Genomic DNA, 21,842 nt, shown 5'->3' with positions numbered 1-21,842 from the left:
TTGCCTGGCGGCACTAGCGCGGTGGTCCCACCTGACCCCATGCCGAACTCAGAAGTGAAACGCCGTAGCGCCGATGGTAGTGTGGGGTCTCCCCATGCGAGAGTAGGGAACTGCCAGGCATCAAATTGCAGTAAACCGGGATGAAAATCCGGGTAGTGACAAAGAAATTCGGTGGAGCGGTAGTTCAGTCGGTTAGAATACCTGCCTGTCACGCAGGGGGTCGCGGGTTCGAGTCCCGTCCGTTCCGCCACTTATTAAAAAAATTAAGCCTGCTACATTAGCAGGCTTAATGATAAGAAAATTTAGGGGCGTAGCTCAGTTGGTAGAGCACCGGTCTCCAAAACCGGGTGTCGCGAGTTCGAGTCTCTCCGCCCCTGCCATATATAATCCTTTGCTTATGCAAAGGATTTTTTTTTGCCTGAAATTCAGCGAAGTGACATCTCGCGATCCCACTCCTTCCCTTAAAATACCCCTAAATCAAAACGTTATTTTTCAGGATATCGCGAATTTGCGCCTGTTTATCGCTGTTCTGTAACCAGATGGCATATAACGGACGAGAAAGCGTCGCGCTATCCGCAACCGTATGTAGCCCACCTTTCTCTTTCGCCCACGCGGTAGGTAGCCAGGTGCAGCCTTTCAGCGGATCCAGCTGCTGTCTTGCCAAATCAGCTGAACTGGTGGTCAATAGCGGAACGTCGTCGTGCGCGATCAGGCCAGCCTCATGTTGCTGAAAATCCGGGCCCCATTCCAGACGCAGATAGTTGAGCTCTGCTTTCTCACTGGAGGGCGATGCGCAGTAAAGTGCGAGTGTGAAGTTTCCCAATAACTGGCTGCTAAATTCATCCATTTTGGGGGCTTCTGTCGTGATTAGCAGATCAAGCTGTCGCTCATGGAGCTGCTTCACCAGCGACTGACGCTGCGCAATTCGCGCCTCAAACTGAAGATTATCAAATGATTGATAGAGCCTGCCGAGCCAGCCATTCAACATGCATTCCCACAGCGAGGCGCTGGCTCCGATGGAGAATTCATTATGCCGCGAGGTATGGGCGACCTCTTTCCGCGCCGCCTGCCAGGTATTCATCAGCGTTTCCGCGTAGGGCAGCAGTTTTTCGCCAGCGGCGGTCAGACGGATATTGTTGCGATGTCGGGTGAAGAGATTGACCCCCAACTGGTTTTCCAACTGACGGATGCGAAAACTTACCGCAGATTGCGTCAAATAGAGGGCTTCCGCAGCGCGCCCGAAGTGACGAGTTCTGCTCACTTCGAGGAAAGTTTTTAGCAATTCCGTATCCACAGCTTTCTCCACAAAATTATTTGTCGTTATGATTTAAATCTTTTGTTTTACACTCTGTCAAGCGTAACTAATACTCCGCGCCATAAATAGCTCGGCCAAAGAATTAGGAGCGTGTAGGATGGCGGAAAGCTTTACGACGACTAATCGTTTTTTCGACAATAAAAATTATCCACGCGGGTTCTCTCGCCATGGTGATTTCACCATCAAAGAGGCTCAACTGCTTGAACGTTGTGGCTATGCCTTTAACGAACTCGATCTCGGCAAACGTGAACCGTCTACCGATGAAGAGAAGCAGTTTGTTGCGGTGTGCCGTGGCGAACGTGAGCCAGCGACCGAAGCTGAACGCGTATGGAATAAGTATGTGACGCGCATTAAGCGTCCTAAGCGTTTTCACACGCTGTCTGGCGGGAAGCCGCAGGTGGAAGGCGCTGAAGACTACACTGAAAGCGACGACTAACAAGAAAGGGGCTTCGGCCCCTTTTTTAATGCAACAGCTTTTGCAGATGAATCAGTACCCGGTCAATACCCCGATAACTCAGCGCCTCCTGGAGATGATGACGCGCAATAGCGTCCACCCCTTCCAGATCGGCAATGGTGCGCGACACCTTTAACAAGCGCTGCCAGGCGCGTATCGATAACCCCAGCGTGGTGAGCGTTTGCTCCAGCCATAGCGCATCCTCATCACACAACGCACAGAAGCGACGAATATCACTACTGCCAAGCCTGGCGTTGAGCTGCCCCTGCCGATGATACTGACGCGTCTGGGATTCAATGACGCGAGCCTGTACTGTCTGGCTGTTTTCTTCCCCCTGACGCGCCTGACTCAATATTCCTGGCGGCGGTAATGGTATCTCAAGGGAAAGATCAAAGCGGTCCAGAAACGGACCCGATAAACGCCCCAGATAACGTAGCGTTTGCTCTGGCGTACAGCGATTGTGATTTCCCTGATAATGCCCGGTTGGGCTGGGGTTCATTGCTGCAATCAATTGAAAACGCGCCGGATAGGTAATTTTCGCCCTTGTTCGCGAAATGTGAATCTGCCCTGACTCAATGGGTTCGCGCAAGGCATCCAGCACCCGACGTTCAAATTCCGGAAGTTCATCGAGAAACAGCACGCCGTTATGCGCCAGCGAGATCTCGCCAGGCCCCGGAATAGACCCGCCGCCCACCATGGCGGTTAACGATGCGCTGTGATGTGGAGAACGGAAAGGGCGCTGACGCCACTGTTTCTGCACGCTGCTGGCGTTCTCCAGGCTGATAATTGCCGCCGTTTCCAGCGCTTCCCGATCGTTAAGCGGAGGTAGCAGCCCGCGCAGACGCGAGGCGAGCATCGTTTTGCCGGTACCTGGTGGGCCAATAAGCAAAAGATTGTGGCCACCCGCAGCGGTAACTTCCAGCGCCCGTTTTCCCTGCTGCTGGCCGATGACGTCACTCAAATCTTCGCATATCAGGTGCACCGGCGTCGTATCAGGCTGCGCCGTGCGTAATGCGTGTTTTCCTTCAAGAAAAGCGCAGACCTCCTGCAAATGATTCGCGATATAGCATTCACTGCCGCCCAATAAGCCAACCTGCGCAGCATCATCTTCAGCCACCACAATCTGCCTACCGGCTTTACTCGCTTCAATTGCCGCTGAAATTGCACCGGGAATGCCGCGTAGGGCGCCTGTAAGCGCAAGTTCGCCCACAAACTCGTATTGACCCAGCTTCTGTGGATTGAGCTGCTCAGAGGCCGCCAGAAGCGCGAGAGCGATAGGTAAATCATATCGGCCCCCTTCCTTTGGCAGGTCGGCCGGTGCCAGATTGATCGTGATTTTTTTAGCCGGGTACTCATAACCGCTGTTGATAATTGCGCTACGAACGCGGTCGCGCGCTTCCTTTACGGTGGTCTCCGGCAGGCCAACCATGGTGAGGCCAGGCAACCCCTGACTGATGTGAACTTCAACGGTAATGAGCGGGGCGGTGACGCCAAGCGCCGCGCGTGTGTAGACAACGGATAGTGACATAATGCCTCCTGATGTGCGGCATTATGCGCGTCATTGTGATGCGAAGAACTGTCGAATTTTTGATTTTACGGCGAGGATTCCGGCATATCGCTGCTGTTTCATGGTATTTCAATAATATTCGAGTGCTTCTCGCATTTTTCGCCGTCTGGGCATTCCTGAAGGTGCAACAGTAGTGAAAATGCCCAACAGGTGAAAAAAATTCAATTCATAATTTTTTCATATAAAACAAATGTCTTGTGCAAAATTCGCAGCATGATGAATATCACAGTAATAAAAAAAACTTGTGCTGTTCTTAACGTCTGTGGTAACTCTGTAGGCATTCCTTCGAACAAGATGCAAGAATAGACAAAAATGAAAGCCCTTCTACGAGTGATTAGCCTGGTCGTGATTAGCGTGGTGGTGATTATTATCCCACCGTGCGGGGCTGCACTTGGACGAGGAAAGGCTTAGAAATCAAGCCTTAACGAACTAAGACCCCCGCACCGAAAGGTCCGGGGGTTTTTTTATGACTTAAAAACAATAGCGAGGAGCAGATTATGAGTTGTAGCACAAAATCCTGTTTCTCCCGATCTACGGCGGGGAACTAACTATGAATGGGGCACAGTGGGTAGTACATGCGTTGCGGGCACAAGGAGTCGAGACAGTTTTCGGTTATCCGGGTGGCGCAATTATGCCGGTTTACGATGCATTGTATGACGGCGGCGTGGAGCACCTGTTGTGCCGACACGAGCAGGGCGCGGCGATGGCGGCAATTGGTTATGCGCGTGCCACCGGTAAAACGGGTGTCTGCATCGCAACCTCTGGTCCTGGTGCAACCAACCTGATAACCGGCCTCGCTGATGCACTGCTGGACTCTGTTCCGGTTGTGGCGATCACCGGCCAGGTGGCTTCTCCGTTCATCGGAACGGATGCGTTTCAGGAAGTGGACGTCCTCGGTTTATCACTCTCCTGCACCAAACACAGTTTCCTGGTGCAGTCGCTGGAAGAGCTGCCGCGCGTGATGGCAGAAGCATTCCAGGTGGCAAACTCAGGCCGTCCGGGCCCCGTTCTGGTTGATATTCCGAAAGATATTCAGGTGGCGCAGGGCGATCTGGAACCCCATTTTTCCACCGTCGCCAGCGAAGATACGTTCCCGCACGCCGATGTTGATGTCGCTTGTCAGATGCTGGCGCAGGCAAAAAAACCGATGCTGTATGTGGGCGGCGGCGTCGGGATGGCGCAGGCGGTTCCCGCGTTACGTGAATTTATCGCCGTCACTCAGATGCCTGCGACTTGTACACTGAAGGGGCTTGGCGCGGTTGATGCAGACTATCCGTATTATCTCGGCATGCTGGGGATGCATGGCACCAAAGCCGCGAACCTGGCGGTGCAGGAGAGTGACCTGCTGATCGCCGTTGGCGCGCGCTTTGACGACCGCGTGACCGGCAAGCTGAATACCTTCGCACCGCACGCCAAAGTGATCCACATGGATATCGACCCGGCGGAAATGAATAAGCTGCGTCAGGCACACGTTGCTCTGCAGGGCGAACTGAATGCGTTACTGCCCGCGTTGCAACAATCCCTGTCGATTGATGCGTGGCGTCAGCACAATGCAGAACTGCGTGCGGAACACGCCTGGCGTTACGATCACCCTGGCGAGGCTATCTATGCGCCGTTGCTGCTCAAACAGCTTTCCGATCGCAAGCCTGCTGACAGCGTTGTCACCACCGACGTGGGTCAGCACCAGATGTGGTCCGCACAACACATGACCTACACCCGCCCGGAAAACTTCATCACCTCCAGCGGATTAGGCACCATGGGCTTCGGCCTGCCGGCGGCGGTTGGCGCGCAGGTTGCCCGCCCGAACGACACGGTCATCTGCATCTCCGGGGACGGCTCGTTCATGATGAACGTACAAGAGCTGGGCACCGTGAAGCGTAAACAGCTGCCGTTGAAAATCGTCCTGCTGGATAACCAGCGTTTAGGCATGGTTCGCCAGTGGCAGCAGTTGTTCTTCCAGGAGCGCTACAGCGAAACTACGCTCACCGATAACCCTGATTTTCTCACTCTGGCCAGCGCCTTCGGCATCCCTGGCCAGCACATCACCCGTAAAGACCAGGTTGAAGCGGCACTCGACACCCTGCTGGCAAGCGAAGGCCCGTACCTGCTTCATGTCTCAATAGACGAACTTGAGAACGTCTGGCCATTGGTACCGCCCGGTGCCAGTAATGCAGAAATGCTGGAGAAATTATCATGATGCAACATCAGCTCGCCGTGCAGGCTCGCTTCAATCCGGAAACGCTGGAACGTGTGTTACGTGTGGTTCGCCATCGCGGTTTTCAAATCTGCGCCATGAATATGGAAGCGGCCTCCGATGCACAGAATATAAATATCGAATTGACCGTTGCCAGTCCCCGCCCGGTCGAATTACTGTTTAGTCAGTTAAGTAAACTGGTGGACGTTGCTTCTGTCGCCGTCCATCAGTGCCAGACAACATCACAACAAATTAGCGCCTGAGCGCAAAAGGAAGAAAAATGACGACGAAAAAAGCTGATTACATTTGGTTCAACGGTGAGATGGTTCCATGGGGTGAAGCGAAAGTTCACGTGATGTCCCATGCGCTGCACTACGGTACTTCCGTCTTCGAAGGTATCCGTTGCTACGATTCTCACAAAGGGCCAGTGGTGTTCCGCCATCGCGAACACATGCAGCGTCTGCATGACTCAGCCAAAATCTATCGCTTCCCGGTCTCTCAGAGCGTTGATGAATTAATGGAAGCCTGCCGCGCGGTGATCCGCAAAAACAATCTGACCAGCGCCTATATTCGTCCGCTGGTCTTCGTGGGCGACGTCGGTATGGGTGTGAATCCGCCGGATGGCTACAAAACTGACGTGATCATCGCTGCGTTCCCATGGGGCGCGTACCTGGGCGCAGAAGCGCTGGATCAGGGGATTGATGCGATGGTCTCTTCCTGGAATCGCGTTGCGCCGAACACCATCCCGACGGCGGCAAAAGCCGGTGGTAACTACCTCTCTTCCCTGCTGGTTGGCAGCGAAGCGCGTCGCCACGGTTACCAGGAAGGCATCGCGCTGGACGTGAACGGCTATATCTCTGAAGGTGCGGGCGAAAACCTGTTTGAAGTGAAAGATGGCATCCTGTTTACACCGCCGTTCACCTCTTCCGCGCTGCCGGGCATCACCCGTGACGCCATCATCAAACTGGCGAAAGATCTCGATATTGAAGTTCGCGAACAGGTGCTGTCGCGCGAATCCCTGTACCTGGCGGATGAAGTCTTTATGTCCGGTACGGCGGCAGAAATCACGCCAGTACGTAGCGTCGACGGCATCCAGGTAGGCGCAGGCCGCTGTGGCCCGGTCACCAAGCGTATTCAGCAAGCATTCTTTGGCCTCTTCACCGGTGAAACCGAGGATAAATGGGGCTGGTTGGATCAGGTTAATCACTAACAAAGAAAGGGGACGGCACGCACCGTCCCTTTTATTAGACAGACACTGGGAGTAAATAAAGCATGCCTAAGTATCGTTCCGCTACCACCACCCATGGCCGTAATATGGCGGGTGCCCGCGCACTGTGGCGCGCCACCGGGATGACCGACGCCGATTTCGGTAAGCCGATTATCGCGGTTGTAAACTCGTTTACCCAGTTCGTGCCGGGCCATGTGCACCTGCGCGACCTCGGTAAACTGGTTGCTGAACAGATTGAAGCGGCAGGCGGCGTAGCCAAAGAGTTCAACACCATTGCGGTGGATGACGGTATCGCCATGGGCCACGGGGGCATGCTTTATTCACTGCCGTCTCGCGAACTGATCGCCGACTCCGTTGAGTATATGGTGAACGCCCACTGCGCCGACGCCATGGTCTGTATCTCTAACTGCGACAAAATCACCCCGGGGATGCTGATGGCCTCCCTGCGCCTGAATATTCCGGTGATCTTTGTTTCCGGCGGCCCGATGGAAGCCGGGAAAACTAAACTGTCCGATCAGATAATCAAACTCGATCTGGTCGATGCGATGATCCAGGGCGCAGACCCGAAAGTTTCTGACGCCCAAAGTGAGCAGGTTGAACGTTCCGCGTGTCCGACCTGCGGTTCCTGTTCCGGAATGTTCACCGCTAACTCGATGAACTGCCTGACCGAAGCGCTGGGCCTGTCGCAGCCGGGTAACGGCTCACTGCTGGCAACCCACGCCGATCGCAAGCAGCTTTTCCTCAATGCCGGTACGCGTATTGTTGAACTGACTAAACGCTATTACGAGCAGGATGATGCCTCTGCGCTGCCGCGTAACATTGCCAGCAAAGCGGCGTTTGAAAACGCCATGACGCTGGATATCGCGATGGGCGGCTCTACCAACACCGTTCTCCACCTGCTGGCGGCGGCGCAGGAAGCGGAAATCGACTTCACCATGAGTGATATCGATAAGCTCTCCCGCAAGGTACCGCAGCTGTGTAAAGTCGCGCCGAGTACGCAGAAGTACCACATGGAAGATGTTCACCGCGCAGGCGGCGTACTGGGGATTCTGGGCGAGCTGGATCGCGCTAGCTTACTGAATCGTGATGTGAAAAACGTGCTGGGCCTGACCTTGCCGCAAACCCTTGAGCAATACGACATCGTCGTGACTCAGGATGATGCGGTGAAAAATATGTTCCGTGCCGGCCCGGCGGGTATCCGTACCACCCAGGCGTTCTCGCAGGATTGCCGTTGGGATTCTCTCGATGACGATCGCGCTAATGGCTGCATCCGCTCGCTGGAGCACGCGTACAGCAAAGACGGCGGCCTGGCGGTACTCTACGGTAACTTTGCGGAAAACGGCTGCATCGTGAAAACCGCAGGCGTCGATGACAGTATCCTCAAATTCACCGGCCCGGCAAAAGTGTACGAAAGCCAGGACGACGCGGTTGAAGCGATCCTCGGCGGTAAAGTCGTCGCGGGTGATGTGGTGGTGATCCGCTACGAGGGTCCGAAAGGCGGCCCTGGCATGCAGGAAATGCTCTATCCGACTACCTTCCTGAAATCGATGGGCCTCGGCAAAGCCTGTGCGTTGATCACCGACGGTCGTTTCTCTGGCGGTACCTCTGGTCTTTCCATAGGCCACGTTTCACCGGAAGCGGCAAGCGGCGGCAATATCGCGATCATTGAAGATGGCGACCTGATCGAAATCGACATTCCGAATCGCGGCATTCAGTTGCAACTGAGCGACCAGGAAATTGCCGCGCGTCGTGAAGCGCAGGAAGCCCGTGGTGACCAGGCCTGGACGCCGAAAAACCGTGAACGCCAGGTTTCCTTTGCCCTGCGTGCCTACGCCAGCCTGGCGACCAGCGCCGACAAAGGTGCTGTGCGCGATAAATCAAAACTGGGAGGCTAAGATGGCCGACTCACAACCTCTGTCTGCCGCCCCTGAGGGGGCGGAGTATCTCAGAGCGGTGCTTCGCGCGCCGGTCTATGAAGCGGCACAGGTTACGCCGCTACAGAAAATGGAAAAGCTGTCGTCGCGTCTTGATAACGTGATTCTGGTGAAGCGCGAAGACCGCCAGCCAGTGCACAGCTTTAAGCTGCGCGGCGCATACGCCATGATGGCGGGCCTGACGGAAGAACAAAAAGCGCACGGCGTGATCACCGCTTCTGCGGGTAACCACGCGCAGGGCGTTGCGTTTTCTTCCGCGCGGTTAGGCGTGAAGGCCCTGATCGTCATGCCAACCGCCACCGCTGACATCAAAGTTGATGCGGTACGCGGCTTCGGCGGCGAAGTGCTGCTTCATGGTGCGAACTTCGATGAAGCAAAAGCCAAAGCGATTGAATTGTCTCAGCAGCAGGGCTTCACCTGGGTGCCGCCGTTCGATCATCCGATGGTGATCGCCGGGCAAGGCACGCTGGCGCTGGAACTGCTCCAGCAGGATGCCCATCTTGATCGCGTATTTGTACCGGTCGGCGGCGGCGGCCTGGCGGCGGGTGTGGCGGTGCTGATCAAACAGCTGATGCCGCAAATCAAAGTGATCGCCGTGGAAGCGGAAGACTCCGCCTGCCTGAAAGCGGCGCTGGATGCGGGTCATCCGGTTGATCTGCCGCGCGTAGGGCTGTTCGCCGAAGGTGTTGCGGTAAAACGCATCGGCGATGAAACTTTCCGTTTGTGCCAGGAGTATCTCGACGACATCATCACCGTCGATAGTGATGCGATCTGTGCGGCGATGAAGGATTTATTCGAAGATGTGCGCGCGGTGGCGGAGCCATCTGGCGCGCTGGCGCTGGCAGGAATGAAAAAATATATCGCCCAGCACAACATTCGCGGCGAACGACTGGCGCATGTGCTTTCGGGGGCGAACGTTAATTTCCACGGCCTGCGCTACGTCTCGGAACGCTGCGAACTGGGCGAACAGCGTGAAGCGCTTCTGGCGGTGACCATCCCGGAAGAAAAAGGCAGCTTCCTGAAGTTCTGCCAGCTGCTTGGTGGGCGCTCGGTCACCGAGTTCAACTACCGTTTTGCCGATGCCAAAAACGCCTGCATCTTTGTCGGCGTGCGCTTAAGCCGCGGCCTTGAGGAGCGCAAAGAAATTTTGCAGATGCTCAACGATGGCGGCTACAGCGTGGTTGATCTCTCCGACGATGAAATGGCGAAGCTACACGTGCGCTATATGGTCGGCGGGCGTCCATCGCATCCGTTGCAGGAACGCCTCTACAGCTTCGAATTCCCGGAATCACCGGGCGCGCTGCTGCGCTTCCTCAACACGCTGGGTACGCACTGGAATATTTCTTTGTTCCACTATCGTAGTCATGGCACCGATTACGGGCGCGTACTGGCGGCCTTCGAGCTTGGCGACCATGAACCGGATTTCGAAACCCGGCTGAATGAGCTGGGCTACGATTGCCACGACGAAACCAATAACCCGGCGTTCAGGTTCTTTTTGGCGGGTTAGTGGTTGGGTAAAATCTTCCAGAATGCCTCAATCAGCGGCTCATGCAGCCGCTTTTTTTGTGCACACACGCCCAGTTCAAACGGCGTTTTCTCATCGCTGCGCTCTAAAATCATTACGCGGTTGCGCACGGGTTCCGGGCTGTTTTCCAGCACCACCTCTGGCAGCAGCGCCACGCCGCAGCCGAGCGCCACCATCGAAACCATTGCTTCATGCCCACCAACCGTGGCGTAAATCATCGGGTTGCTGATTTTGTTGCGTCGAAACCACAGTTCAATACGGCGGCGTACTGGTCCCTGATCGGCCATGATGAAGGGAATCGTCGACCAGTCCGGTTGCTCTACCGAAACCTGGTTACGCACCGGGCAAGGCAGCGCGGGCGCGATCAGCACCACCGCGAGGTTCTCCAGCATCGAAAACGCCACCGCGCCTGGCAGAGTCTCCGGTTTCCCGGCAATCGCCAAATCTGCTTCGCCAGTGACGACCTTTTCCATCGCATCCGCCGCATCACCGGTGGTGAGTTTGATCTCCACCGACGGGTGTTCCGCGCGGAATCTGTCAAGAATCGGCGGAAGATGGCTGTAAGCGGCGGTCACCGAGCAGAAAATATGTAACTCGCCAGAGAGCGATGGCCCTTGCTGGTCGATGGTGTGGCGCAACTGCTGGTACTGCAACAACGTTTGCTGGGCGAAAACACGCAGCTCTTCGCCCGCTTCGGTCAGCGTCACCGTACGGTTATCGCGCACAAATAATGCCTGACCGAGATCGTCTTCCAGGCGCTGAATCTGACGCGAAAGCGTGGACGGGCTAACGTGCATCGCCCGCGCACTACGGCCAAAATGACGGCTTTCCGCCAGATGCAGGAAGGTTTTCAGATCGCGTAAATCCACAGGCTCAGCCCTCGATTTTGACGTTGCAGAAATTGCAATGTGACGTTGTGAATATATCAATTTCCGCAATAAATTTCCTGTTGTAATGTGGTGACATTCTCGCTCAACAGCGAACCGAACAATAAGAAGCACAACATCACGAGGAATCACCATGGCTAACTACTTCAATACACTGAATCTGCGCCAGCAGCTGGCACAGTTGGGCAAATGTCGCTTTATGGGCCGCGACGAATTCGCTGACGGTGCGAGCTACCTTCAGGGTAAAAAAGTGGTCATCGTCGGTTGTGGCGCACAGGGTCTGAACCAGGGCCTGAACATGCGTGATTCTGGTCTGGACATCTCCTATGCCCTGCGTAAAGAAGCGATCGCTGAGAAGCGCGCATCCTGGCGTAAAGCGACTGACAACGGTTTCAAAGTTGGCACTTACGAAGAACTGATCCCGCAGGCGGATCTGGTGGTTAACCTGACGCCGGACAAGCAGCACTCCGACGTGGTGCGTTCCGTACAGCCGCTGATGAAAGACGGCGCGGCGCTGGGCTACTCTCACGGTTTTAACATCGTAGAAGTGGGCGAGCAAATCCGCAAAGACATCACCGTAGTGATGGTGGCGCCGAAATGCCCAGGCACTGAAGTGCGTGAAGAGTACAAACGTGGATTCGGCGTACCGACGCTGATTGCCGTTCACCCGGAAAACGATCCGAAAGGCGAAGGCATGGCGATCGCTAAAGCATGGGCGGCAGCAACCGGTGGTCACCGTGCGGGCGTGCTGGAATCGTCATTCGTTGCGGAAGTGAAATCTGACCTGATGGGTGAGCAAACCATCCTGTGCGGTATGTTGCAGGCTGGCTCTCTGCTGTGCTTCGACAAGCTGGTGGAAGAAGGCACCGATCCGGCATATGCCGAAAAACTGATTCAGTTCGGCTGGGAAACCATCACCGAAGCGCTGAAACAGGGCGGCATCACCCTGATGATGGACCGTCTCTCTAACCCGGCGAAACTGCGTGCTTACGCGCTGTCAGAACAGCTGAAAGAGATTATGGCTCCGCTGTTCCAGAAACATATGGACGACATCATCTCCGGCGAATTCTCCTCCGGCATGATGGCTGACTGGGCCAATGATGATAAGAAACTGCTGACCTGGCGTGAAGAGACCGGCAAAACCGCGTTCGAAACCGCGCCGCAGTATGAAGGCAAAATCGGCGAGCAGGAGTACTTCGATAAAGGCGTACTGATGATCGCGATGGTAAAAGCAGGCGTTGAGCTGGCGTTCGAAACCATGGTTGATTCCGGTATTATCGAAGAGTCGGCTTACTATGAATCACTGCACGAGCTGCCGCTGATTGCCAACACCATCGCTCGTAAGCGTCTGTATGAAATGAACGTGGTTATCTCTGATACCGCCGAGTACGGTAACTACCTGTTCTCTTACGCTTGTGTGCCGCTGCTGAAATCGTTCATGACGGAAATTCAGCCAGGCGATCTGGGTAAAGCGATTGCCGAAGGTGCTGTTGATAACGCGCAACTACGTGATGTGAACGAAGCGATTCGTGGTCATGCGATTGAGAAAGTCGGCCAGAAACTGCGTGGCTATATGACGGATATGAAACGTATTGCGGTTGCAGGATAACTGCGCGCTGATGCCCTCACCCCGGCCCTCTCCCACAGGGAGAGGGTGAAAACCGCACACATTTAACTATTTGCACCATCCGTTCCCTCTCCCTGCGGGAGAGGGTTAGGGTGAGGGGCATTAGTTACGGTACAGCACCTTAATGATGTGATAGCCGAACTGGGTGTGCAGCGGGCCAGTCGGCTCCAGCACCGGGCAAGAGAACACCACTTTATCGAACGCCGGAACCATCTGGCCCTGACGGAATTCACCTAAATCCCCACCGCGTTTGCCTGACGGACAGGTAGAGTGCTTCTTCGCCAGCTTTCCGAAATCGGCGCCGTTTTTAAGTTGTTCCAGAAGATCCAGAGCCAGTTTTTCTTCTTTAACAAGGATATGCAGTGCTGCTGCTGTTTTTGCCATGATATGCGCCTTCGAAAGGGGTCAATAAGGCTGGCGATTTTAGCACGCGTTATCGGCGATATAACACCTTGATGATGTGATAGCCAAATTTGGTTTTCACCGGCCCGTAAGGTTTCAACAATGGACAACTGAAGACGGCGTCATCGAACGGTTTCACCATCATGCCCTGTTTGAATTCGCCTAAATCGCCGCCGTTTCGCCCGGACGGGCAGCTCGAATAGCGTTTTGCCAGATGATCAAAGCTGACGCCGCGATCCAGTTTGGCGAGGATTTCAAGGGCGAGTTTTTCGGTTTTGACCAGGATGTGCAGGGCTGCGGCGCTCTTTGCCATGGTGAGGTTCTCATCGTGTTGTACTGTTCAACACTTTACCATTCGGCGGGTAAATCTCAGCGCAACTTTCTGCTACAATCCTCCCCCCGTTCGAAGATTGAGCAATATTCCTATGCGTTTAAACCCCGGCCAACAACAAGCTGTCGAATTCGTTACCGGCCCCTGCCTGGTGCTGGCGGGCGCGGGTTCCGGTAAGACTCGCGTGATCACCAATAAAATCGCCCACCTGATCCATCAATGCGGCTATCAGGCGCGACACATCGCTGCGGTCACTTTTACCAATAAGGCGGCGCGCGAGATGAAAGAGCGTGTCGCGCAGACGCTGGGGCGCAAAGAGGCGCGCGGCCTGATGATCTCGACGTTCCATACCCTGGGGCTGGATATCATCAAACGCGAATACGCCGCATTGGGAATGAAATCCAACTTCTCTCTCTTTGACGATACGGATCAGGTCGCCCTGCTGAAGGATCTCACCGAAGGGTTGATCGAAGACGATAAAGTGCAGCTGCAACAGCTGATCTCGACGATCTCCAACTGGAAAAACGATCTGAAATCACCCGCGCAGGCGGCGGCTGGCGCGAAAGGCGAGCGGGATCGTATTTTTGCCCACTGCTATGGCCTGTACGACGCGCATATGAAAGCGTGCAACGTGCTCGACTTCGATGATCTGATTTTACTGCCGACGCTGCTGCTGCAACGTAATGAAGAGGTGCGCGAGCGCTGGCAGAACAAGATTCGCTATTTGCTGGTGGACGAATATCAGGATACCAACACCAGCCAGTATGAACTGGTGAAGCTGCTGGTGGGGCAACGGGCGCGTTTTACTGTGGTAGGTGACGATGACCAGTCGATTTACTCCTGGCGCGGCGCGCGTCCGCAAAACCTGGTACTGCTGAGTGAGGATTTCCCTGCTCTTCAGGTGATTAAGCTTGAGCAGAACTACCGTTCCTCCGGACGCATCCTGAAAGCGGCGAATATCCTGATCGCCAATAACCCGCACGTCTTTGAAAAACGCCTGTTCTCTGAGCTGGGTTATGGGAAAGAGCTCAAAGTGCTGAGTGCCAACAATGAAGAGCATGAAGCCGAGCGCGTAACCGGCGAGCTGATCGCCCATCACTTCGTGAACAAAACGCAGTATAAGGATTACGCCATCCTTTATCGCGGCAACCACCAGTCGCGGGTGTTCGAAAAATTCCTGATGCAGAACCGCATCCCGTACAAAATTTCCGGTGGCACGTCGTTTTTCTCGCGTCCGGAAATTAAAGATCTGCTGGCGTATCTGCGCGTGCTGACCAACCCGGACGACGACAGCGCGTTCCTGCGTATCGTCAACACGCCGAAGCGTGAAATCGGCGCGGCAACAATGCAAAAGCTGGGTGAGTGGGCGATGACCCGCAACAAAAGCCTGTTTGCCGCCAGTTTTGATATGGGCCTGACGCAGACGCTCACCGGGCGCGGGTACGAATCCTTAACCCGTTTCACTCAGTGGTTAGGTGAAGTGCAGCGTCTATCCGAACGTGAACCTATCGCGGCGGTGCGCGACCTTATCCACGGCATTGATTACGAGTCCTGGCTGTTTGAAACCTCCGCCAGCCCAAAAGCCGCCGAAATGCGCATGAAAAACGTCAACACGCTGTTTGGCTGGATGACGGAAATGCTGGAAGGCAGTGAAATCGACGAACCGATGACGCTGACGCAGGTGGTCACCCGCTTTACGCTGCGCGATATGATGGAGCGCGGGGAAAGCGAGGAAGAGCTGGATCAGGTGCAACTGATGACCCTGCACGCGTCAAAAGGCCTGGAATTCCCGTATGTGTTCCTGGTCGGGATGGAAGAGGGGTTATTGCCGCACCAGAGTAGTATCGATGAAGATAACGTTGATGAAGAGCGCCGTCTGGCCTACGTGGGTATTACCCGCGCGCAGAAAGAGCTGATCTTTACCCTGTGCAAAGAGCGCCGTCAGTACGGCGAACTGGTGCGCCCGGAGCCGAGCCGCTTTTTACTGGAACTTCCGCAGGATGATTTACAGTGGGAGCAGGAACGTAAAGTGGTCAGCGCGGAAGAGCGAATGCAGAAAGGGCAGAGCCATCTGGCGAATCTGAAAGCGATGATGGCGGCAAAACGCGGTCAATAAAACAGTGCCGGGGAGCAGCCTCGCCTTACCCGGCCTGATATAGCAAAAATTCTCTGCAGGTCGGATAAGCGAAGCGCCATCCGACACCAGCTTTTTTACTCTACAATCAATGGCCAGTGCACATAGCTCTGCCACTGACACTCCTGATCGACAATCTCTTTACCCAGCGGATGATGTTCCAGCCAGCCCGCAGGTAGTCTCAGCGTCAACGTCTCTTCATTGGCTGTAAGCGTGATTTGCGGCAAAAGGTCGTCGCGGCGGCGGTTGGCAAAAATAATCGCCAGGCGCAGCAGACGACACAGATGCTCGGCCACGCGTGGCGGCACGGCATTTTGCTGATGCAGCGACGAGAGATCGATAGCGTTGGTTTGGTTGAGCAGCAGCGTCGCCAGCAGTTTTTTCTGCGCGGGCGTAAAGCCTGGCAAATCAAGATTACGTACCAGATACGCCGCATGTGCTGGCGCTTGTTTGAAATCGACGCTCAAACCAATTTCATGAAGATGACATGCACTTAGCAGCAGTTCACGGCTTAATGGCTCAATATCCCACTGTTTTTCGATTTGATCGGCAAAGTGAGACGCCAGCTGCGACACGCGCGCAGCCTGTTCGGTGTCGACAATAAACCGGCGCTGCACGTTGCGCAGCGTGCGGCTGCGGATGTCTTCGTCCACCGCCAGATGCAGCATGCCGTAAACCAGGCCTTCGCGCAGGGCGCCCCCGGCCAGCGTCATACACTGGATATTCAGCTCAGTGAAAATGGCGATTAAAATCGCCAGACCGCTCGGGAACACTAACGCGCGTTCCAGCGTCAGACCTTCGATTTCCAGCTCTTCCAGACGTCCGCACTGAATCGCGCGCTGTTTTAACTGCTGAAGTTTGGCAAGCGTTATGCGCTCGTCCATCCCCTGCGCCATCATAATTTCCTGCAACGCCTGTACCGTACCAGACGCCCCCACGCACACTTTCCAGCCGTGCGTACGCAGCTCATCAGCGACCGGACGCAGCACATCGCGCGCGGCTTTTTCCGCTTCGTCGAAGTTTTCCTGCGCCAGATTACGATCGGTAAAGAAACGCTCAAGCCAGGTGACGCAGCCCATCGACAGGCTGAACAGCGAGGTGGTTTGCGCACCTTTGCCCGTGACCAGCTCGGTACTGGCGCCGCCGATATCCACGACCAGACGACGATCGTCGCCGCCTGTCGTGTGTGCGACACCCTGATAAATCAGGCGCGCTTCTTCTTCACCGCGAATCACCTGCACCGGGCAGCCAAGAATCTCCTGCGCTTTATCGAGGAAGTCTTGTGCATTAACGGCCAGACGAAGCGTTGCGGTTGCGACGACGCGAATTTGCGGTTGGGGAATATCCTGTAAACGTTCGGCAAACAGGCGCAGGCATTGCCACCCGCGCTCCATCGCTTCCGCCGACAGAATATTGTCGCTGCTGAGGCCAGCAGCCAGACGGACTTTGCGCTTGATGCGCGTCAGCGTCTGAATACTTCCAGCCACCTCACGAACAACCAGCATATGGAAACTATTGGAACCAAGGTCTATAGCTGCATACAGCGAGGTGGAGCTGGGCATATTCTTTTAACCTGAACGACGACGATTACGCGGCGCACCGGAACGGCGCGGACCATTGCCCTGACGCACGCGCGTCAGACGTAACGGTTTCGGCAGATCGGTTAACAGCGCATCGGGGTTGTACTTACTGACCGGAATGGAGTGACCGATATAGGTCTCAATCGCCGGCAGGTTCAGCGCATACTCTTCACAGGCGAGGCTGATGGAGTGACCGCGCGCACCCGCGCGACCGGTACGGCCAATGCGGTGAACGTAGTCTTCGCAGTCGTCCGGAAGATCGTAGTTAAAGACGTGCGTAACGGCAGGAATATGCAGGCCGCGCGCAGCAACGTCGGTCGCAACCAGAATATCGAGGTCGCCACGGGTAAATTCTTCGAGAATACGCAGACGTTTTTTCTGCGCCACGTCGCCGGTCAGCAGACCTACGCGATGGCCATCTGCCGCCAGGCTACCCCAGATATCTTCACAACGGTGCTTGGTGTTGGCGAAGATAATGGTGCGATCTGGCCACTCTTCTTCTAACAGCGTTTGCAGCAAACGCATTTTTTCTTCGTTAGAAGGATAGAAGAGCTCTTCTTTAATACGGTGGCCCGTTTTCTGCTCAGGCTCGACTTCAACGTATTCGGCGTTGTTCATCTGTTCGAACGCCAGTTCGCGAACACGGTAAGAAAGGGTGGCAGAGAACAGCATGTTCAGGCGCTGGTTTGCTGGTGGCATACGACGGAACAGCCAGCGGATATCTTTAATGAAGCCCAGATCGTACATGCGATCGGCTTCATCCAGCACAACAACCTGAATTGCCGCGAGGTTAATATGGTTTTGCTTCGCGTAGTCGATCAGACGGCCGGTGGTGCCGATAAGAATATCGACGCCGCTTTCCAGCACTTTCAGCTGTTTATCGTAGCCGTCGCCGCCGTAGGCCAGCCCCAGTTTCAGGCCCGTTGCCTGAGCCAGCGGCTCGGCATCGGCGTGAATCTGCACGGCGAGCTCACGCGTCGGCGCCATGATCAGCGCGCGCGGTTGGTTCACCTGGCGGTCAGCAATTGCCGGGTGAGAAAGAAGATAATGAAACGTCGACGTCAGAAACGCCATCGTTTTCCCGGTACCGGTTTGCGCCTGCCCGGCAACGTCACGGCCCGCCAGCGTCAGCGGGAGTGCGAGTGCCTGAATGGGCGTACAATTATGAAACCCTTTAGTTTCAAGGGCTTCAATCACCTTCGGGTGCAGGGCGAAGTCGGAAAACTTCTGTTCTGTTAAATGTGTTTTGCTCATAGTGTGGTAGAATATCAGCTTACTATTGCATTAAGAAAGCGTATCCGGTGAAATAACGTCAACCTTTGTTGGCGAAAGTAGAATCAACACGCCGTTGATTAATGCTACACAACACATCAGGCTTATTCCTGTGGAGTTATATATGAGCGATAAAATTATTCACCTGACTGACGACAGTTTTGACACGGACGTACTCAAAGCTGACGGGCTGACACTCGTCGATTTCTGGGCAGAGTGGTGTGGTCCGTGCAAAATGATCGCCCCGATTCTGGATGAAATCGCTGACGAGTATCAGGGTAAACTGACCGTTGCTAAACTGAACATCGATCAGAACCCGGGCACCGCGCCAAAGTATGGCATTCGTGGTATCCCAACCCTGCTGCTGTTCAAAAACGGCGAAGTGGCTGCAACCAAAGTGGGCGCACTGTCCAAAGGTCAGCTGAAAGAGTTCCTCGACGCTAACCTGGCGTAAGAGATCCTTATACGGGCGTGCAGTGGTCCTAAAATAGCCAGGACTCTGGACGCCCGGCTTCAGTCGTGCTAAGTTAACTTTGACTTCGTTTTAAACATATCTTTGTTTGAATCTTGTTCGACCCGATACTTCCCGTTGGTACAACGCGTGAAGTTGACAGATTCCTGGCTTGTCACTCTTTCCGTCTTGTCGTTTCAGCTCTGTGTACGCTCTTGTTACCAGACCGCGAACAGACATGAGTTGATGGCCGTAAACAGGCATGGATGACCCTGCCATACCATTCACAACATTAAGTTCGAGTATTACCCCGAGTTTAAGAACCCACACCATTATGAATCTTACCGAATTAAAGAATACGCCGGTTTCTGAGCTGATCACTCTCGGCGAAAATATGGGGCTGGAAAACCAGGCTCGTATGCGCAAGCAGGACATTATTTTTGCCATCCTGAAGCAGCACGCAAAGAGTGGCGAAGATATCTTTGGTGATGGCGTACTGGAGATATTGCAGGATGGATTTGGTTTCCTCCGCTCTGCAGACAGCTCCTACCTCGCCGGTCCTGATGACATCTACGTTTCCCCCAGCCAAATCCGCCGTTTCAACCTCCGCACAGGTGATACCATCTCTGGTAAGATTCGTCCTCCGAAAGAGGGTGAGCGTTACTTTGCGCTGTTGAAAGTTAACGAAGTTAACTACGATAAGCCGGAAAACTCGCGCAACAAGATCCTGTTCGAGAACTTGACCCCGCTGCACGCAAACTCTCGTCTGCGTATGGAACGTGGTAACGGTTCTACCGAAGACTTAACCGCACGTGTGCTGGATCTGGCCTCGCCAATTGGCCGTGGTCAGCGTGGTCTGATTGTGGCACCGCCGAAAGCTGGTAAAACTATGCTGCTGCAGAACATCGCGCAGAGCATCGCCTACAACCACCCAGACTGCGTACTGATGGTACTGCTGATTGACGAACGTCCGGAAGAAGTGACCGAGATGCAGCGTCTGGTAAAAGGTGAAGTTGTCGCTTCTACCTTTGATGAACCGGCATCTCGCCACGTTCAGGTTGCGGAAATGGTTATCGAGAAGGCGAAACGCCTGGTTGAGCACAAGAAAGACGTTATCATTCTGCTCGACTCCATCACCCGTCTGGCGCGTGCCTACAACACCGTCGTTCCGGCTTCCGGTAAAGTGTTGACCGGTGGTGTGGACGCCAACGCCCTGCATCGTCCGAAACGCTTCTTCGGTGCGGCGCGTAACGTGGAAGAGGGCGGCAGCCTGACCATCATCGCAACGGCGCTGATCGATACCGGTTCCAAAATGGACGAAGTTATCTACGAAGAGTTTAAAGGTACAGGTAACATGGAACTGCACCTCTCTCGTAAGATTGCTGAAAAACGCGTCTTCCCGGCTATCGACTACAACCGTTCCGGTACCCGTAAAGAAGAGCTGCTCACCACTCAGGAAGAGCTGCAGAAAATGTGGATCCTGCGCAAAATCATTCACCCGATGGGCGAAATCGATGCGATGGAATTCCTCATCAATAAACTGGCGATGACCAAAACCAACGACGACTTCTTCGACATGATGAAACGTTCGTAAACATCGTTGAGTAGAAAAACGCCACGCTTTGCGTGGCGTTTTTGTTTTGCAGTTCCATACTGTCAATTAATAACAAATTTATCACTGATAGTTATCCTTTACGGCGACAGGATTGCTTTGTTCGTAGAATTGGTTGTAAATCAGTCGATTTTCGGCAAATCTCATCCGACTTCCTCTTCTGATGAAGGCCTATCGTGGGTATACTTTCGCTATTAATATTCTCTGCGAGTATATATTGTGAGTTTGCTGACCGTCGGTGCTGATCTGATCAGTATTTTCTTGTTCACGACCCTGTTCCTCTTTTTTGCGCGCAAAGCAGCGAAAAAAGTGGGTTTGGTGGACAAACCTAACTACCGTAAGCGTCACCAGGGATTAATTCCGCTGGTTGGCGGGATTTCTGTGTACGCAGGGATCTGCTTCACCTTCGGTATCGTGGATTACTACATCCCTCACGCTGAACTCTACCTGGCCTGTGCCGGCGTTCTGGTCTTTATCGGCGCGCTGGATGACCGCTTTGACATCAGTGTCAAAATCCGCGCCACGATTCAGGCGCTGATCGGCATCGTGATGATGGTGGTGGGCAAACTCTATCTTAGCAGCCTGGGCTATATCTTTGGTTCCTGGGAGCTGGTGTTGGGGCCGTTCGGTTTCTTCCTGACGCTGTTCGCCGTGTGGGCCGCCATCAACGCCTTTAATATGGTGGATGGTATTGATGGCCTGCTGGGCGGGCTTTCCTGCGTCTCCTTTGCGGCGATGGGACTGATTCTGTGGTTTGACGGACAGACCAGCCTGGCGATGTGGTGCTTTGCGATGATCGCCGCCATTCTGCCGTATATCATGCTCAACCTCGGTATCCTTGGCCGCCGTTATAAAGTCTTTATGGGGGATGCGGGCAGTACGCTTATCGGCTTTACCGTTATCTGGATCCTGCTGGAAACCACGCAGGGTCAGCGTCACCCGATTAGTCCGGTTACGGCCTTGTGGATTATTGCGATTCCGTTGATGGACATGGTTGCCATCATGTATCGTCGTCTGCGCAAAGGGATGAGCCCATTCTCTCCAGACCGCCAGCACATTCATCACCTGATCATGCGCGCCGGTTTTACTTCCCGTCAGGCATTTGTCCTAATTACGCTTGCCGCTGCGCTTCTGGCCTCCATTGGTGTGGCCGCGGAGTATACTCACATCGTGCCGGAATGGGCCATGCTGATATTATTTTTGGCTGCTTTTTTCCTGTATGGTTACTGCATCAAAAGAGCGTGGAAAGTGGCGCGTTTTATCAAACGCGTGAAGCGCAGAATGCGCCGCAACAGTGGCAAAACACAAAACTTAACCAAGTAATACTGG

19 protein-coding genes, 2 tRNA genes and 1 rRNA gene are annotated in these 21,842 nt (G+C 54.5%); 15 read left to right on the top strand and 7 right to left on the bottom strand.

Features of this window, described 5'->3' with window-relative positions; all coding sequences use genetic code 11:
• Nucleotides 1–3 precede the first annotated feature (3 nt).
• From rrf to ACWWFX_RS22290, 3 genes are all read left to right on the top strand, one after another.
• Nucleotides 4–119: ribosomal RNA gene (gene rrf, locus ACWWFX_RS22300) — 5S ribosomal RNA — on the top strand.
• A 54-nt stretch (nucleotides 120–173) separates the two neighbouring features.
• Nucleotides 174–250 (top strand) — tRNA-Asp (locus ACWWFX_RS22295).
• A 54-nt stretch (nucleotides 251–304) separates the two neighbouring features.
• Nucleotides 305–380 (top strand) — tRNA-Trp (locus tag ACWWFX_RS22290).
• Nucleotides 381–472: 92 nt separating this feature from the next.
• Here the strand turns inward: ACWWFX_RS22290 and hdfR are convergent.
• Entirely contained in the window at nucleotides 473–1,306 is an 834-nt protein-coding gene (hdfR, locus tag ACWWFX_RS22285; protein WP_473224801.1) for an HTH-type transcriptional regulator HdfR, read from the bottom strand.
• A gap of 106 nt (nucleotides 1,307–1,412) precedes the next feature.
• Here hdfR and ACWWFX_RS22280 point away from each other — a divergent pair, with 106 nt between their 5' ends.
• On the top strand, nucleotides 1,413–1,751 hold the full coding sequence (locus ACWWFX_RS22280; protein WP_015966470.1) for a MaoP family protein: 339 nt from the start codon (nucleotides 1,413–1,415) through the stop codon (nucleotides 1,749–1,751).
• A gap of 25 nt (nucleotides 1,752–1,776) precedes the next feature.
• Here ACWWFX_RS22280 and ACWWFX_RS22275 read toward each other — a convergent pair whose 3' ends face one another.
• A complete protein-coding gene (locus tag ACWWFX_RS22275; protein ID WP_473224800.1) occupies nucleotides 1,777–3,297 on the bottom strand; it encodes a YifB family Mg chelatase-like AAA ATPase in 1,521 nt (506 codons plus the stop codon).
• A 351-nt stretch (nucleotides 3,298–3,648) separates the two neighbouring features.
• Here ACWWFX_RS22275 and ilvL point away from each other — a divergent pair, with 351 nt between their 5' ends.
• From ilvL to ilvA, 6 genes are all read left to right on the top strand, one after another.
• On the top strand, nucleotides 3,649–3,747 hold the full coding sequence (ilvL, locus tag ACWWFX_RS22270; protein ID WP_015966468.1) for an ilv operon leader peptide: 99 nt from the start codon (nucleotides 3,649–3,651) through the stop codon (nucleotides 3,745–3,747).
• Nucleotides 3,748–3,886: 139 nt separating this feature from the next.
• Nucleotides 3,887–5,533: an acetolactate synthase 2 catalytic subunit gene (gene ilvG, locus ACWWFX_RS22265; protein ID WP_473224799.1), complete on the top strand. Its 1,647-nt coding sequence runs from the start codon at nucleotides 3,887–3,889 to the stop codon at nucleotides 5,531–5,533.
• Nucleotides 5,530–5,793: an acetolactate synthase 2 small subunit gene (gene ilvM, locus ACWWFX_RS22260; RefSeq protein WP_015966466.1), complete on the top strand. Its 264-nt coding sequence runs from the start codon at nucleotides 5,530–5,532 to the stop codon at nucleotides 5,791–5,793. The genes ilvG and ilvM overlap by 4 nt, the downstream gene beginning before the upstream one ends.
• A gap of 17 nt (nucleotides 5,794–5,810) precedes the next feature.
• Nucleotides 5,811–6,740 (top strand): branched-chain amino acid transaminase, encoded by a 930-nt coding sequence (locus ACWWFX_RS22255; RefSeq protein ID WP_015966465.1) that lies wholly within the window; start codon nucleotides 5,811–5,813, stop codon nucleotides 6,738–6,740.
• A 62-nt stretch (nucleotides 6,741–6,802) separates the two neighbouring features.
• Nucleotides 6,803–8,653 (top strand): dihydroxy-acid dehydratase, encoded by a 1,851-nt coding sequence (gene ilvD, locus ACWWFX_RS22250; RefSeq protein WP_473224798.1) that lies wholly within the window; start codon nucleotides 6,803–6,805, stop codon nucleotides 8,651–8,653.
• A gap of 1 nt (nucleotide 8,654) precedes the next feature.
• Entirely contained in the window at nucleotides 8,655–10,199 is a 1,545-nt protein-coding gene (ilvA, locus tag ACWWFX_RS22245) for a threonine ammonia-lyase, biosynthetic (protein ID WP_473224797.1), read from the top strand.
• Here the strand turns inward: ilvA and ilvY are convergent.
• A complete protein-coding gene (ilvY, locus tag ACWWFX_RS22240) occupies nucleotides 10,196–11,086 on the bottom strand; it encodes an HTH-type transcriptional activator IlvY (protein WP_473224796.1) in 891 nt (296 codons plus the stop codon). The two genes, ilvA and ilvY, sit on opposite strands and share 4 nt — an antisense overlap.
• A gap of 151 nt (nucleotides 11,087–11,237) precedes the next feature.
• Here ilvY and ilvC point away from each other — a divergent pair, with 151 nt between their 5' ends.
• Nucleotides 11,238–12,713 (top strand): ketol-acid reductoisomerase, encoded by a 1,476-nt coding sequence (ilvC, locus tag ACWWFX_RS22235; protein ID WP_149464857.1) that lies wholly within the window; start codon nucleotides 11,238–11,240, stop codon nucleotides 12,711–12,713.
• 120 nt (nucleotides 12,714–12,833) lie between these two features.
• On the opposite strand, the gene ppiC (ACWWFX_RS22230) is transcribed toward ilvC, so the two are convergent.
• Together ppiC (ACWWFX_RS22230) and ppiC (ACWWFX_RS22225) are read right to left on the bottom strand one after the other, a co-directional pair.
• Nucleotides 12,834–13,115, bottom strand: a complete 282-nt coding sequence (ppiC, locus tag ACWWFX_RS22230) for a peptidylprolyl isomerase PpiC (protein WP_015966460.1) — start codon at nucleotides 13,113–13,115, stop codon at nucleotides 12,834–12,836.
• Nucleotides 13,116–13,164: 49 nt separating this feature from the next.
• Nucleotides 13,165–13,446, bottom strand: coding sequence for a peptidylprolyl isomerase PpiC (ppiC, locus tag ACWWFX_RS22225; protein WP_015966459.1), 282 nt, complete (start codon nucleotides 13,444–13,446; stop codon nucleotides 13,165–13,167).
• A 112-nt stretch (nucleotides 13,447–13,558) separates the two neighbouring features.
• Here ppiC (ACWWFX_RS22225) and rep point away from each other — a divergent pair, with 112 nt between their 5' ends.
• Nucleotides 13,559–15,580, top strand: coding sequence for a DNA helicase Rep (gene rep, locus ACWWFX_RS22220; protein ID WP_276223150.1), 2,022 nt, complete (start codon nucleotides 13,559–13,561; stop codon nucleotides 15,578–15,580).
• 95 nt (nucleotides 15,581–15,675) lie between these two features.
• Here rep and gppA read toward each other — a convergent pair whose 3' ends face one another.
• Nucleotides 15,676–17,160 carry a guanosine-5'-triphosphate,3'-diphosphate diphosphatase gene (gppA, locus tag ACWWFX_RS22215; RefSeq protein ID WP_473224795.1) on the bottom strand — a complete coding sequence of 495 codons (1,485 nt, stop codon included), beginning with the start codon at nucleotides 17,158–17,160 and terminating at the stop codon, nucleotides 15,676–15,678.
• Nucleotides 17,161–17,166: 6 nt separating this feature from the next.
• The gene (rhlB, locus tag ACWWFX_RS22210; RefSeq protein WP_015966456.1) at nucleotides 17,167–18,432 is read right to left on the bottom strand and encodes an ATP-dependent RNA helicase RhlB; all 1,266 of its coding nucleotides are present in this window, start codon (nucleotides 18,430–18,432) and stop codon (nucleotides 17,167–17,169) included.
• Nucleotides 18,433–18,574: 142 nt separating this feature from the next.
• Here rhlB and trxA point away from each other — a divergent pair, with 142 nt between their 5' ends.
• The 3 genes from trxA to wecA all read left to right on the top strand — a co-directional run bounded on the left by trxA (nucleotide 18,575) and on the right by wecA (nucleotide 21,836).
• Nucleotides 18,575–18,904 carry a thioredoxin TrxA gene (gene trxA / locus ACWWFX_RS22205; protein WP_004386384.1) on the top strand — a complete coding sequence of 110 codons (330 nt, stop codon included), beginning with the start codon at nucleotides 18,575–18,577 and terminating at the stop codon, nucleotides 18,902–18,904.
• Between the two features lie 331 nt (nucleotides 18,905–19,235).
• Complete coding sequence (gene rho, locus ACWWFX_RS22200; protein ID WP_001054528.1) at nucleotides 19,236–20,495, top strand: transcription termination factor Rho; 1,260 nt, start codon at nucleotides 19,236–19,238, stop codon at nucleotides 20,493–20,495.
• A 237-nt stretch (nucleotides 20,496–20,732) separates the two neighbouring features.
• A complete protein-coding gene (gene wecA / locus ACWWFX_RS22195; protein ID WP_231825733.1) occupies nucleotides 20,733–21,836 on the top strand; it encodes a UDP-N-acetylglucosamine--undecaprenyl-phosphate N-acetylglucosaminephosphotransferase in 1,104 nt (367 codons plus the stop codon).
• Nucleotides 21,837–21,842: the final 6 nt, after the last annotated feature.

This window comes from Pseudocitrobacter sp. 2023LY-00077 (assembly GCF_055796175.1).
This window is presented reverse-complemented; position numbering and strand designations above follow the sequence as displayed.